We start from the raw sequence: 12,985 nt of genomic DNA on the forward strand, positions 1-12,985 counted from the left end.
AACGCCGTCGGGGGCGCTCACCGGTCGGTCCCCGCGCTCGGCGCGTCGGTGGCGGGCGCCCCGGCGTCGGCGGTGGTGCGGGCCGCGGCGGCGTCGCGGTAGGGGGCGAGCATGGCCCGGGCGACGACGGCGAGGTGGACCTCGTCGGGGCCGTCGGCCAGCCGCAGGGAGCGCGCGGTGGCGTACGCCCCGGCCAGCGGGAGGTCGTCGCTCATCCCCCCGCCGCCGTGCAGCTGGAGCGACATGTCGATGACCTGCTGGGCCATCCTGGGCACCGCGGCCTTGATGGCGCTGACCTCGACGGCCGCCGCGCCGTGGGTGTCGAGCTTCCACGCGGCGTGTTGCACCAGTAGGCGGGCCTGGTCGATCGCGATGCGGGCCTCGGCCAGGCGTTCGCGGTTGCCGCCGAGGTTGACGATCGGCTTGCCGAACGCCACCCGGCCCGAGGCGCGGCGGCAGGCCAGGTCCAGCGCCATCTCCGCCAGCCCGATGAGCCGCATGCAGTGGTGGATGCGGCCCGGGCCCAGGCGGCCCTGCGCGATCTCCGCCGCCCGGCCGGGACCGGCGATGATGTTGCCCACCGGCAGCCGGACGCCGCTGAGTGTCACCTCGCCGTGGCCGAGGGGTTCGTCGAACACGCCCTGCGCGGTGAGCATCCGCTCCACCGTCACGCCGGGGGCGTCCATCGGCACGAGCACCATCGAGTGCCGCAGGTAGCGGTGGGCGTCCGGATCGGACACCCCCATGAAGATGCCGACCCGGCAGTCGGGGTGGCCGACGCCTGTGGACCACCACTTGCGGCCGTCCAGCACCACCTCGTCGCCCTCGATCCGCGCGGTGGCGGCCATGTTCGACGCGTCCGAGGAGGCCACCGCCGGCTCGGTCATGAGGAACGCGCTGCGGATCCGCCCGTCCAGCAGCGGGTCCAGCCAGCGGTCCTTCTGCTCCTGCGAGCCGTACTTGAGCAGGACCTCCATGTTCCCGGTGTCCGGGGCGTTGCAGTTGAACACCAGCGGCGCCAGGAACGACCGGCCCATCTCCTCGGCGACCGGCGCGTAGTCCGTGTTGCTCAAGCCCGTGCCGCCGCGGGTGCCGTAGCGCTCCGCGTAGGGGCCCTCGTGACCGGCGGGCAGGAAGAGGTTCCACAGCCCCTGCTCCCGCGCGAGCGCCTGCAGCTCCGTCACCCGCGGGTCCACCGCCCAGGGGTCCCGCCCCTCCCGCCGCCGCCGCGCGATGTCGGCGTGGATCTCCGGCTCGACGGGGGCGATGCGGGCGTCGATGAACTCGCGGACCGCGGCGGTGAGCTCGGCGGCACGCGGCGACGGGGAGAAGTCCATATGTGCATCGTGGCACACCCGACCCACCCGGGCCCGGGCACGCGAGACCCCCGGGGCCGCGCCTCTGGCAGGATCGCGGACGTGACCGAGCATTCGCGGACGACCCTCGCCGACCGGGCGGACCCGGTTCGTGCCTGGTCGGCGCGCCGGAACTACCGCGCCGCGGACTTCCGCCCCGGCGACCTCGTCGCGGCCAAGGCGGGTCGCCGCATCTCGGTCGTCCTGCCCGCGCGGAACGAGCAGCCCACCGTGGGCGCGATCGTCGCCGCCCTGCACTCGGAGCTCGTGCACCGGGTCCCGCTGATCGACGAGCTCGTCGTCGTCGACTCCCACAGCACCGACGCCACCGCCCGCGTGGCGCGGTCCGCCGGCGCCCGCGTCGTCGCGCAGGGCGAGGTCCTCCCCGCCCTCGGCGACCTGCCCGGCAAGGGCGAGGCGCTGTGGAAGTCCCTGGCCGCCACCGACGGTGACATCATCGCGTTCCTCGACTCCGACCTGCGCGACTTCGACCCCGCGTTCGCGACCGGGCTGCTCGGACCGCTGCTCACCGAGCCCGGCGTCGTGTTCACCAAGGGCGCCTACGACCGCCCCCTCGACGACGGCCGCACCGTCCTGCCCGCCGGCGGCGGCCGCGTCACCGAACTCGTCGCCCGGCCCCTGCTCGCCACCCACTGGCCCGAGCTCGGCGGCTTCGTCCAGCCGCTGGCCGGCGAGTACGCCGGGACCCGCGCGGCGCTCGAGTCGATCCCGTTCGCCGGCGCCTACGGCGTGGACATCGGCATCCTCGTGGACCTCTACGAGGCCTACGGGCTCGACGCCCTCGCGCAGGTCGACCTCGGGAGGCGCACCCACCGCAACTCGCCCGACTCGGCGCTCGCCGTGATGGCCATGCACCAGCACCTCGCCGTGATGAGCCGGCTCCGGCGGCACGGACGCGTCACCGGCGCCGACGCCCCCGGCGACAGCCTCACCCTGCACCGACGCGACCCCGGCGGCGACGGCTTCCACGCCGAGACCATCCGCGTCGCCCCCGGTGAACGCCCGCCGATGCGCGAGGTGCGCGGGCTGTAGCCGCCCGCACCGACCCCCGGCACCGCCCAGCCCGCCCCGACCGAAAGGACCACCGCCGTGGACGCCTCCGCATGGAACGCCCGCTACCTCGCGCAGCCCGACGCGTGGGGCACCACCCCGGCCGCCCGCATCGTCGCCGAGGTCACGGCCGCCGAGGACGCGGGCCTGGGCGTCGGGACCGCCGTCGACCTCGCGTGCGGCGACGGCCGGCACGCCCGCTGGCTCGCCGCCCACGGCTGGCGGGTGCAGGCTGTGGACTTCTCCGAGGTCGCGATCGAGCAGGCCCGCGCCAAGGACTCCGACGAGGGCCGCACCGGGAGCGTCGACTGGGTCGTCGGCGACGCCCGCACCTGGTCCCCCGCCGAGCCGGTCGACCTCGTCGTGGTGGGCTTCCTCCACCTCGACCTGCCCGAACTCAGCGCCGTGCTCCGCGGCGCCGGCACCTGGCTGCGGCCCGGCGGGCACCTCGTCTACCTCGGCCACGCCGCGGAGAACCTCCGCCGCGGCGTCGGCGGGCCCCAGGACCCCACCCTCCTGCCCGGGATCGGCGACCTCGCCCGCGGCGCCGAGGGCCTCGAGGTGATCTCCCTGCGTCACGACCTGCGCCCCGCCGGCAAGGCCACCGCGGTCGACGTCCTCCTGCACGCCCGGTCCTGGGTCGACTGATGAGCCGCGCCGGGTCCGGCGGGGACGGGGACACCCGCCGGGGCGCGGACACCGGCCGGGACGCGGACACCGCCCGGGAGGCCGCACAGCGGCGGATCCTCACCGTCCTCGTCCTGGGCCAGCTCCTCGCCGGGGCCGGCCTGGCCGCGGGCATCACCGTCGGCGCCCTGCTCGCCGAGGACCTGCTCGGCGGGCCCGGCCTGTCCGGGCTGCCGTCCGCACTGTTCACCGGCGGGTCGGCGATCGCCGCCGTCGCCGTCGGCAGGCTCTCCCAGTCGCGCGGACGACGACCCGGCCTGGCGACCGGCTTCACGTTCGGCGCCCTCGGCGCGGCCGGGATCGTCCTGGCCGCCGAGCTCGGATCCCTGCCGCTGTTGTTCGCCGCGTTCGTCGTCTACGGCTCCGGCACCGCCACCAACCTGCAGGCCCGCTACGCCGGCGCCGACCTCGCCACGCCCGAACGCCGCGGCCGGTCCCTGTCCTACGTCCTGCTCGGCACGACCGCCGGAGCCGTCGCCGGGCCCAACCTCGTGGGGCCCACCGGTGCGGTCGCCGAGGCCCTGGGCCTGGCCCCGCTGACGGGACCGTTCCTGCTCGCCGCGCTCGCCTACGGGGGCGCGGCCCTCGTCATCTCCCTGCTGCTGCGGCCCGACCCGCTGCTCGAGGCGCGGCGGCTGGAGGCCGCGGGAGCGGACGCGGCGGCGGCCTCGTCGTCGTCGACCTCGTTGTCGTCGGCCCGGTCGTTGTCGGCCCGGTCGTCGTCGGCCCCCTCCCCCGCCGCGCCCCGCGTGTGGAGCGCCGACGTCCTCGCCGGTGTCGCGGTGATGGCGCTGACGCAGTTCGTCATGGTGGGGCTGATGACCATGACGCCGGTGCACATGCGCGGCCACGACCACGCCCTCACGCTCGTCGGGCTCGTGATCTCCCTGCACGTGGCCGCGATGTACCTGCCCGCGCCCGTGTCCGGATGGCTGGTCGACACCCTCGGCACCCGCGCCGTCGCCGCGTCCGCCGGGATCGTCCTGCTCGCCGCCGGGATGCTCGCCGCGATCGCGCCGCCGGACTCGTCCGTGCTCGTGGCCGTGGCGCTCATCCTGCTCGGCGTGGGCTGGAGCCTCGGCCTGGTCTCCGGCACCACCGTCCTGACCACCGCCGTGCCGACCTCCGTCCGCGCCACCGTCCAGGGCCAGGCCGATGTGGCCGTGGCCCTGGCCGGCGCCGCCGGGGCGCTCGTGTCGGGCCTGGTGTTCGCATGGATCGACTTCCGCGGCCTCGGCGTGACGCTCGCCGCGCTCTCGCTCATCGTCGTGGCGGCGGTGCGGCCGCGGACGCGGGTGCGGGCGCGGGCGCGGGGCGGGTCAGCCGCTCACCGCGCCGACTGACCGCTCCGCGGGCAGCCCCTCGCCGCGCAGCGCCTCCGCGCGCTCGGCGAGATCGACCCGCCACCACACCACGAAACCCCAGATGACGAACGCCGCGTACACCAGGTACAGCACCGCCGACGGGTAGTACCCGGCCTTGAGCAGCAGCGGCACGCCCACGATGTCGACGCCGATCCACAGCAACCAGAACTCCGTCCAGCCGCGGGCCATGCCGTACGTCGCCAGGACCGAACCGGTGAAGATCCACGCGTCCGCCCACGGCCCCCACGATCCGAGCTGGGCGAAGATCCACCCGAACACGAGCGTCCCGACGAGCATCCCCGCCACGAGCCCGGCCCGCTGCCGGCCCGTCGCCCAGTGCGGGCGGACCGCCGGGGCGTCCGCGACCGCGCCGCTGGCGGCCGCCGCAGCCGCCACGGCCGCGTTGGCCCGTCGCGTCCGCGACCACTGCCACCAGCCGTACACGCCCACCGCCAGGAACATGACCTGCCGACCGGCCTGGCCGTACAGGTCCACGTCCTGCGGCGTGTGGAAGACCCCGCCGAGGAAGACGGTGAGCAGGGTGAGGTTGCCGACGATCCCGACCGGCCAGGCCCACACGACGCGGCGCATGCCACCGATGGCGGCGGCCAGCCCGAAGACGTTGCCGACGATCTCGCGCCACAGGATCGGAACTCCGCCGATCACCAACTGCGCGTCGAGGAATGAGACGAGGAGGCTCATCGTGTGCCCCTTTCACGGGCTCAACACTCCACGGCCCAGGGCTTTGCCACGACGCCCGCCCGGCTCCGGCCGCGGTGGGCCGGGTCCGCATCGGGTGACGCGAGGTTCTCTTCCATCCGGACTATGACCGTCGGCCCCGGGATCACACCGGGTCTGCTGACCCCCACGACCGCGGTGCGACCGGACCGCTGTCCGTCACGCCGCGTGTGCGGGGCGCTCGCGGGCTCGCCGCCGACCATGGGGTCGGCGACATCACCGCCGGTGGGGAGTCTCACCCCGCCCTGAGAACGTGTTCCCATCTTTACCCCCGCCGGCGGCGTCCCGCAACCCGCGGGGGATTCGGTCGGTCGACGCGGGCGAGGGTGAGCGGGTCCGGCCGGTCGACGGACGGTGCCGCGGTGGGCGTCACAGACGCAGCATGAGTGCCGCCGGATGCGCTGCGTCCCTGCCCTCCGCTGCGTCTGTGGTCCATTCCGGCAGCGCAACCCCCGGCGAAGCGTGCACAGCGGCAGCGCGGGCCGACGAGGCAGCGTAAGTCAGCGGGGTCGCGCTGCGTTCCTGCCCGCCGGGCGTGCCGGCCGGGCGCACGAGGGCACGAAAGGGTACGCGCTGCGCCGGTTAGGGGGCGGGCCGGGCGCCAGAGGTCGCGGGTCAGGCGAGGGTGAGCTGTCCGCCGGACTCGGTCACGACCACCGCGTCCAGCGGCCGCGGGGCCGGGGCGAGGGTGTTGCGGCCGTCGGTGGCGTCGTATTCGGCGCCGTGGAGCGGGCAGCGCAGGGTCATGCCCTCGATCACCTGGACGACGCCGCCCTGGTGGGTGCAGCGCGCCGAAAAGGCGACGAACTCGCCTTCTGTGGGCTGGGCGACGATCACCGTGGAATCGCCAGCCTTGAACTGCTTGGCCGTGCCGACGGGGATCTCGGCGGCCGGGATGGTGGTCGCGGGCACCGTCGTGGTCTGCTGCACGGTCGACGGGGGTTGGGCCGGCTCCGTCATCCCGCACGCGGAGGCGATGCCCGGCAGCAGGATGATCCCGGGCAGGGCGGCCAGCACGGCCCGGCGCTGCGTACACGGGCCGACCGTGGTGGAGCGGGCACCGGTGGCACGGGCGGAGGAGGTACCGATCGGAGCGGGGGCGGCGTCGAGCGACTCGGACATGACGCCCATGGTATCGACCCGGCCACCGCAGCCCACCCGTCCGCGGCACCCCGCCCGGCCACCGCAGCCCACCCGTCCGCCCGAGCGCGCCCGGGCACCTAGGCTTCCCCCATGACGGTCCGCAGACTCGCGCCCCACGCCACGACGATCTTCACCGAGGTCTCGCGCCTGGCCACGCAGTTCGACGCGATCAACCTGGGGCAGGGTTTCCCGGACACCGACGGGCCGGAGTCGATGATCGAGGCGGCGGTGCGTGCCCTGCGAGGGGGCGCCAACCAGTACCCGCCCGGAGCGGGGCTGCCGGAACTGCGGGAGGCGATCGTCGCCGACGAGACGGCCCGGACCGGTCTGGTGCACGACCCGGACACCGAGACGCTGGTGACGGTCGGCGCGACGGAGGCCATCGCCGCCGCGGTGGTGGGCCTGGTGGAGAACGACGACGAGGTGGTCGTCATCGAGCCGTATTACGACTCCTACGTGGCCGCGGTCGCGATGGCCGGCGCCACCCGTCGCGCCGCGAGGTTGGTCCGCTCGGGCGGCGGTATCCGGCTCGACGTGGACTCGTTGCGGGAGGCGTTCTCCCCGCGGACGCGGGCCGTGCTGGTGAACACGCCGCACAACCCCACGGGCGCGGTCCTGCCGCGGGAGGACCTGGAGGAGATCGCCGCACTGTGCCGGGAGTTCGACGCGATCGCGATCTCCGACGAGGTGTACTCCCACCTGACCTACGACGGGGTGGAGCACGTCTCGATCGCCACGCTGCCCGGGATGGCCGAGCGGACGCTGCGGATCTCCAGCGCGGGCAAGCTGCTCAACTGCACCGGCTGGAAGGTCGGGTGGCTCACCGGGCCGGCGCACCTCGTCGAGGGGGCGCGGACCGCGCGGCAGTACATGAGCTTCACCGTCGCCTCGCCGCTGCAGCCGGCCGTCGCGCACGCCCTGCGACACGAGCGGGAGTGGATCGCGACGCTGCGGCAGGACATGCAGGTTCGGCGGGACGAGCTGTCGCGGATCCTCACGGGCGTCGGGTTCGACCTCGTCGTCGCGCGGGGAACGTATTTCCTCACCGCCGACCCGCGCCCGCTCGGGGTGACCGACGCGGCGGCGTGGTGCCTCGAGCTCCCCGAGCGGATCGGCGTGGCGGCGGTGCCGTTCGCGCCGTTCACGGACGTGTTCGCCGACGACTGGTCACACCTGGTGCGCTTCGCGTTCTGCAAGCGGCCCGAGGTGCTGGCCGAGGCCGGGCGACGGTTGCACGCGCTCGCGAGCTGACGCGGGCCGCGGCGGTCCTCAGCGCCCGGTGGTGAGGACGATCTTGCCCACCGCGCCGCGCCCGTCCATGAGCTGCAGCGCCTCGGCGGCCCGCTCGAGCGGGAACTCGACGCCGACGAGCGGGTCGAGTCGGCCCGCGGCCAGCAACGGCTCGACCTCGGCCCACTGCTTCTGCAGGTACCCGGGGTTGGACATCCAGTACTCGCCCCAGCCCACGCCGACCGCGCTCTTGTTGCCCAGCAGCAGGCGGTTGACCTTGACGGTGGGGATCTCGCCGGCCGTGAACCCGATGACGAGGATGCGTCCCTCCTGCGCCAGCGCGCGGATGGAGTCCGTGAAGCGGTCGCCGCCCACGGGGTCCACGACGATGTCCACGCCGCGGCCGTCGGTGAGTTCCTTGGCCGCGTCCTTGAACCCCTCGGGCGCGATCGCGTCGGTCGCGCCGGCCTTCAGGGCGAGCTCGCGCTTCTCCTCGGTGGAGGCCACCGCGATCACCCGGGCGCCCAGGGCGGTGGCGAACTGGGTGGCGGCGATGCCGATTCCGCCGCCGGCGCCGTGGACGAGCACCGTCTCACCCGCCTGCAGCCGGCCGCGGTGGGCCAGGGCGAAGTGGACGGTGAGCACGTTCATGGGGATCGAGGCGCCCTGGGCGAACGTCATCGAGTCCGGCAGCAGGAACACCTGACCGGGGTCGGCCGAGACCACCTCCGCGAAGCCCCCCAACCCCGGGAACGCGCACACGCGGTCGCCGGCCGCGACGCCGGAGCCCTCGGGCGCCGACCGCACCACGCCCGCGACCTCGGACCCGGGGACGAACGGCAACGGCGGCGAGATCTGGTACTTCCCGCGCGTCTGCAGCACCTCCGGGAACGTCACCCCGGCCGCGTGGACGTCGATCAGGACCGCGCCGGGCTCCGGTTCGGGCACGTCCACCACCTCGATCGCGGCGGGTCCGTCATGGCTGGAGATGTGAATGGCACGCATGCGGTCCATAGTGTCAGCCCGCCGCGACGCGTGTCCCCGACTCGTGACAGACCGCGGCGGGCCCCGGCCGCCTCAGCCGACGCGCGCGCCCTCGGCTCCCCGCCGGTGGCGACGCCGACGGAGCAGGTGCAGGACCAGTCCCGCCGCGACCAGTACCTGACCGATCTGGAAGGCCAGGGCCATGACGATGAACTCCCGCCCGAACGCGGTGGGCGAGATCAGCAGCACCGCGCAGACCGTCAGCAGCGCGACCGTGACGAGTTGGCCGCCCGCGAGGGTCCGCCGGGGGACGGTGGTGAGCTGGCGGCGGAGCGCCATGAGCACCGAGTTGAGCGCCACGAGCAGGCACACCGGCACGCCGATCTGCGCCGGGAACAGGAACAGGACCACGAACAGCGGGTGCGAGCTGAGCGTGACCGTGTCGGTGACGACGTACTGCGGGACGCTCCACAGGGCCGTGAGCAGCGCGCAGATCACGGTGATCCACGAGCCGCCCACGAGGATCCTCACGCCGTGAGGATAACCCCGGTCTCACTCCCTCGTCAGGGCCTCGCCGATGGGGGTGTCGCCGTCGGAGAACTCGATGGTCCGGCGGACGGTGTCCGGGCGGCGCAGGACCGCGGCGATCACCTGGGCGACCACGTCGCGGCTGGTGGCGCGGTCGTCCCGCTTGCCCTCCCCGACCCCGATCGACTCGCCGCCGGGCTCGTCGGTCAGTGCGCCCGGACCGAGGATCGTCCACTGCAGATCGGAGTCGCGGAGGTGGGCGTCGGCGGCCGCCTTGGCCTCGGCGTACGGGAAGAACGAGTTGTCCTCGGGCACGCCGTGGTCCGGGCCCGCACCGTCGTAGGAGACCATGACGTAGCGCTCCACGCCCTCGGCGACGGCCGCGTCCATCGACCGGATGGCGGCGTCCCTGTCGACGGCGTAGGTGCGCTCGGGGTTTCCGCCGCCGGCCCCCGCGGACCAGACGACCGACCCGCTGCCCCGGACGACGTCGCGCAGCCCCTCGACGTCGAGGTTCTCCACGTCCGCCACCACGGGGGTGGCGCCCGCGGCCCGGATGTCGTCGGCGTGGTCGGGGTTACGGATCACCGAGCGGACCTCCGCCCCGGCCTCCGACAGGATGCGGGCCGCACGGAGGGCGACCTTGCCGTGGCCGCCGATGATGGTCACTGGACGTTCGATACTCATGTGTCCGTTGTACGCGCCCGGTCCCGGCCCCCGCGACCGGTCACGGGCCCGGTCAGGGGGCGTCCCGGGCGCCCGCCGGTGGTCACGACTACGCAACAACCGGGCCGCCGGGGCGTGCCGGATTGGCCCGGTGTCGGACCCGGAGTGCATCATGTCGACATAAGCCGGGATTCACCGGTTCCCCCACGTTTTTCCTCTCGGAGTACCGCATGCCCGTGTCCAGGTCTGGAACCCCCTCTCGTTCGGCGGTGCTGGGCCCCCTCGCCCTGATCGCCGGACTGCTCGCCCTGCTCCTCGTCGTCGCCGGCTGCACCATCCCCGTGCCCACCGGCTCCGCCGGGGAGACCACACCCACCGAACCCACGTCCCAGGCACCCGCCCCTGCCACTCTGCAGGTGGTCCCCGCCGACGGGGCGACCGACGTCTCCGTGGTGGACGGCGTCCGGGCCACGGTCGAGAACGGCACCATCACGGACGCGGTGCTCACCAACGACGCGGGCAAGCGGATCGAGGGCGAGCTGTCGCCCGACGGGACCCGGTGGGAGCCGGCCGTCACGCTCGGGTTCGGGCGCACCTACACCCTGGAGATCACCTACGAGGGCGCGGTCGGCGGGGCCAGGACGGACACCCGCACGTTCACCATGGCCAACCCCGCCTCCGTGGTGACGCCGACCCTGCTCACGACCGGCGGCGGCACCCTCCAGTCGGACCGCGAATACGGCGTCGGGATCGTGATCGTCGCGAAGTTCGACCAGCCCATCGCGGACCGCGACGAGGCTGAGAAGTACATGAAGGTCTCCACCTCCCCCGAGGTGGAGGGCAACTGGTTCTGGGTGGACGACTCCTCCGCGCACTGGCGACCCCGGGAGTACTACGAGCCCGGCACCCGGGTGAGCGTCGAGCTCGACACCGAGGGCCGCGATCTCGGCGGCGACCAGTGGGGCGGCGCCGGCGCGGAGGCCGACTTCACGATCGGGGACCGCCGGGTCGCGATCGCCGACGACGCCACCAAGACGGTCTCCGTGTACCGCAACGGTGAACTGCTCAAGACCATGCCCACCTCTATGGGTAAGGGCGGATGGGCCACCTACGGCGGCGTCACCATGCATTTCTGGACCCAGCCGGGCACCTACACCGTGCTCGACAAGTCCAGCTCGGTGCTGATGGACTCCTCGACCTACGGCCTGCCGCTGTCCGCGGGGTACCGGGTCACCGTCGACCACGGCGTGCGGATCTCCAACGACGGGGTCTACTTCCACGCCCTGGAGTCGTCGATGTGGGCCCAGGGCAACACCAACACCTCGCACGGCTGCCTCAACCTCTCCCCGGCCGACGCCAAGTGGTACTTCGACCAGGCGGTCACCGGGGACGTCGTGGAGGTCCGCGGCACGGGCGGACCCGAGCTGGAGATCTGGCAGAACGGCGACTGGTCGGTGCCGTGGGAGGTCTGGCAGACGGGCTCGGCCGACTGACCGGATCCGGCCGCCGGGCCCGTCTGTACCGGCGGCCGCCGGGCCGGAAATGACCGCGACCACCGGGCTCGGCCCGGTGGTCGCGGTCGTGTCAGCGGCGACGTCTCAGCGCACGCCCATCATGTTCTTCTTGATCCACGGCGACAGCGCGGCGATGATCCCGGCCAGGATGATCGACCCCACGCCCAGCACGAGGAAGTAGTTGCGCTCGGCGCCGGCGTCGTTCGGGTCGTAGTACCCGGCCAGCACACCCGACAGCGCACTGCCGATGGAGACGCTGAGGAAGAACAGCGCGACCATCTGCGTCTTGAACGCCTCCGGTGCCAGCTTGGTCGACAGGGACTGCCCGACCGGCGAGAGCAACAGCTCCGCCATCGTGAACAGGAACAGGATCCCGACGATGCCTAGGAGCGGCGTCGCGGTGGTGCCCACGAAGAACAGGAACACCAGGTAGGCGATGCCCATGATGAGGTTCGCCAGCGCGAACTTGATCGGGCTCGAGGGCTGGCGGCTGCCGAGCTTGACCCACAGCGTCGCGAAGACGGCGGCGAAGATGATGATGAACAGCGGGTTGATCGACTGCACCCAGCTCGCCGGCATCTCCCAGCCACCGAGGTTGCGGTCCAGACGCTGGTCCGAGTAGATCGCGATCACCGTGAACTGCTGCTGGAACAGCGCCCAGAACGCCACCGAGGCGACGAACATCGGGATGAACGAGATGACCCGGCTCCGCTCCTCCGGCAGCGTTTTGCGGCTGGTGATGAGCAGGGCGAACAGCGCGACCGCGCCGATCACCGCGATCGCGGTGACGATGTCGGCCAGGGACTCGAGCGGGATCCAGCCCAGGGCCAGTGCCGCCGCGACGAGCACCACCACGACCACGCCGATCACCAGGGCGCGGAGCCGCTCCGGTCGGGGCAGGGGGTCGGGCACGACCGCGCCGACGCCCTTGAGCGTGGCGCCCCGCATCGCGACGTACTGGACGAGGCCGACGGCCATGCCCGCCGCCGCGGCGCCGAAGCCCCAGTGGAAGCCCTGGGTGTCCCACAGGGCGCCGGTGACGAGCGGCCCCGTGAGACCACCGATGTTGACCGCCATGTAGTAGATCGAGAACGCCGCGTCCCGGCGGTCGTCGGTCCGCTGGTACATGTCGCCGACCACCGTCGAGGTGGTCGCCTTGAGCGTGCCGGCACCGACACCGACGAACACCAGGCCGATGCCCAGGCCGACGGCCCCCGGAACGAGTGCCAGGGACAGGTGGCCCAGCATGATGAGGACGGCCGCGCCGAAGAGCGTCCGTTCCGCTCCGAAGATCCGGTCGGAGATCCAGCCGCCGAGGATCGCCGAGGCGTAGACCAGGCCACCGTAGGCGCCGACGATCGAGGCGGCGATCTGCTCGGAGTACCCGAGCCCGCCGTCACTGACCGAGTAGTAGATGTAGTACGCCAGCAGCCCCTGCATGCCGTAGAAGCTGAACCGCTCCCACAGCTCGATGCCCGACAGGTTCGCCAGTCCGAGTGGGTGGCCGAAGAACCTGCGGTCCTTGTCGGCGAGAGCCACCTCGGCATCCCGAGTTGTCATTCCGTCAGTGTTACTCCTGCTTTCTGCATGTGACAAACCCGTGACGTCGCTCTCCCCGCGGCAGTGGGAGTCGACAACCGCCGCATCGCACGGGAGAATCGGGAGGATGAGCCCCGTGCGACCGGCCCGGGGCGTTACCCGATAC

At 73.3% G+C, this 12,985-nt stretch carries 12 protein-coding genes and 1 riboswitch; of the genes, 5 read left to right on the top strand and 7 right to left on the bottom strand.

Going from position 1 to position 12,985, the window contains the following annotated elements; genetic code table 11:
• Positions 1–17 precede the first annotated feature (17 nt).
• Complete coding sequence (locus tag RWK90_RS06510; protein ID WP_314036001.1) at positions 18–1,337, bottom strand: acyl-CoA dehydrogenase family protein; 1,320 nt, start codon at positions 1,335–1,337, stop codon at positions 18–20.
• Between the two features lie 81 nt (positions 1,338–1,418).
• Between RWK90_RS06510 and RWK90_RS06515 the strand changes: the two genes are divergently transcribed.
• From RWK90_RS06515 to RWK90_RS06525, 3 genes are read left to right on the top strand one after another with little or no spacing between them, the layout of a single operon-like run.
• Complete coding sequence (locus tag RWK90_RS06515) at positions 1,419–2,408, top strand: glucosyl-3-phosphoglycerate synthase (RefSeq protein WP_314036003.1); 990 nt, start codon at positions 1,419–1,421, stop codon at positions 2,406–2,408.
• A 57-nt stretch (positions 2,409–2,465) separates the two neighbouring features.
• Complete coding sequence (locus tag RWK90_RS06520) at positions 2,466–3,074, top strand: class I SAM-dependent methyltransferase (protein ID WP_314036005.1); 609 nt, start codon at positions 2,466–2,468, stop codon at positions 3,072–3,074.
• Positions 3,074–4,456, top strand: coding sequence for an MFS transporter (locus tag RWK90_RS06525; protein ID WP_314036007.1), 1,383 nt, complete (start codon positions 3,074–3,076; stop codon positions 4,454–4,456). Before RWK90_RS06520 ends, RWK90_RS06525 begins: the two co-directional genes overlap by 1 nt.
• Here RWK90_RS06525 and RWK90_RS06530 read toward each other — a convergent pair.
• Both RWK90_RS06530 and RWK90_RS06535 read right to left on the bottom strand, forming a co-directional pair.
• Positions 4,433–5,179, bottom strand: coding sequence for a nicotinamide mononucleotide transporter family protein (locus tag RWK90_RS06530; protein ID WP_314036009.1), 747 nt, complete (start codon positions 5,177–5,179; stop codon positions 4,433–4,435). The genes RWK90_RS06525 and RWK90_RS06530 overlap by 24 nt on opposite strands.
• A 100-nt stretch (positions 5,180–5,279) precedes the next feature.
• A riboswitch (FMN riboswitch) is annotated at positions 5,280–5,472 on the bottom strand.
• Between the two features lie 358 nt (positions 5,473–5,830).
• A complete protein-coding gene (locus RWK90_RS06535) occupies positions 5,831–6,337 on the bottom strand; it encodes a Rieske (2Fe-2S) protein (RefSeq protein ID WP_314036011.1) in 507 nt (168 codons plus the stop codon).
• Between the two features lie 111 nt (positions 6,338–6,448).
• Here RWK90_RS06535 and RWK90_RS06540 point away from each other — a divergent pair, with 111 nt between their 5' ends.
• On the top strand, positions 6,449–7,609 hold the full coding sequence (locus RWK90_RS06540; protein WP_314036013.1) for a pyridoxal phosphate-dependent aminotransferase: 1,161 nt from the start codon (positions 6,449–6,451) through the stop codon (positions 7,607–7,609).
• A gap of 18 nt (positions 7,610–7,627) precedes the next feature.
• On the opposite strand, the gene RWK90_RS06545 is transcribed toward RWK90_RS06540, so the two are convergent.
• The 3 genes from RWK90_RS06545 to RWK90_RS06555 form a co-directional block, all read right to left on the bottom strand.
• Positions 7,628–8,593 carry an NADPH:quinone oxidoreductase family protein gene (locus tag RWK90_RS06545; RefSeq protein WP_314036015.1) on the bottom strand — a complete coding sequence of 322 codons (966 nt, stop codon included), beginning with the start codon at positions 8,591–8,593 and terminating at the stop codon, positions 7,628–7,630.
• A 72-nt stretch (positions 8,594–8,665) separates the two neighbouring features.
• Positions 8,666–9,103, bottom strand: coding sequence for a hypothetical protein (locus RWK90_RS06550; RefSeq protein WP_314036017.1), 438 nt, complete (start codon positions 9,101–9,103; stop codon positions 8,666–8,668).
• A 21-nt stretch (positions 9,104–9,124) separates the two neighbouring features.
• Positions 9,125–9,787, bottom strand: coding sequence for an SDR family oxidoreductase (locus RWK90_RS06555; protein WP_314036019.1), 663 nt, complete (start codon positions 9,785–9,787; stop codon positions 9,125–9,127).
• A gap of 209 nt (positions 9,788–9,996) precedes the next feature.
• On the opposite strand from RWK90_RS06555, the gene RWK90_RS06560 reads away from it, so the two are divergent.
• Entirely contained in the window at positions 9,997–11,259 is a 1,263-nt protein-coding gene (locus tag RWK90_RS06560; RefSeq protein WP_314036020.1) for an Ig-like domain-containing protein, read from the top strand.
• A 105-nt stretch (positions 11,260–11,364) separates the two neighbouring features.
• Here RWK90_RS06560 and RWK90_RS06565 read toward each other — a convergent pair whose 3' ends face one another.
• Positions 11,365–12,840: an oligopeptide:H+ symporter gene (locus RWK90_RS06565; protein ID WP_314036022.1), complete on the bottom strand. Its 1,476-nt coding sequence runs from the start codon at positions 12,838–12,840 to the stop codon at positions 11,365–11,367.
• Positions 12,841–12,985: the final 145 nt, after the last annotated feature.

The organism is Dietzia sp. CH92 (assembly GCF_032248695.1).
In the GTDB taxonomy this organism is placed as follows: domain Bacteria; phylum Actinomycetota; class Actinomycetes; order Mycobacteriales; family Mycobacteriaceae; genus Dietzia.

Excerpts from the sequence above, each read along its gene's own strand:
- RWK90_RS06545 (WP_314036015.1), bottom strand. The coding sequence starts at position 8,593 with ATGCGTGCCATTCACATCTCCAGCCATGACGGACCCGCCGCGATCGAG.
- RWK90_RS06525 (WP_314036007.1), top strand. The coding sequence starts at position 3,074 with ATGAGCCGCGCCGGGTCCGGCGGGGACGGGGACACCCGCCGGGGCGCG.
- RWK90_RS06540 (WP_314036013.1), top strand. The coding sequence starts at position 6,449 with ATGACGGTCCGCAGACTCGCGCCCCACGCCACGACGATCTTCACCGAG.
- RWK90_RS06535 (WP_314036011.1), bottom strand. The coding sequence starts at position 6,337 with ATGTCCGAGTCGCTCGACGCCGCCCCCGCTCCGATCGGTACCTCCTCC.
- RWK90_RS06530 (WP_314036009.1), bottom strand. The coding sequence starts at position 5,179 with ATGAGCCTCCTCGTCTCATTCCTCGACGCGCAGTTGGTGATCGGCGGA.
- RWK90_RS06555 (WP_314036019.1), bottom strand. The coding sequence starts at position 9,787 with ATGAGTATCGAACGTCCAGTGACCATCATCGGCGGCCACGGCAAGGTC.
- RWK90_RS06565 (WP_314036022.1), bottom strand. The coding sequence starts at position 12,840 with ATGACAACTCGGGATGCCGAGGTGGCTCTCGCCGACAAGGACCGCAGG.
- RWK90_RS06560 (WP_314036020.1), top strand. The coding sequence starts at position 9,997 with ATGCCCGTGTCCAGGTCTGGAACCCCCTCTCGTTCGGCGGTGCTGGGC.
- RWK90_RS06510 (WP_314036001.1), bottom strand. The coding sequence starts at position 1,337 with ATGGACTTCTCCCCGTCGCCGCGTGCCGCCGAGCTCACCGCCGCGGTC.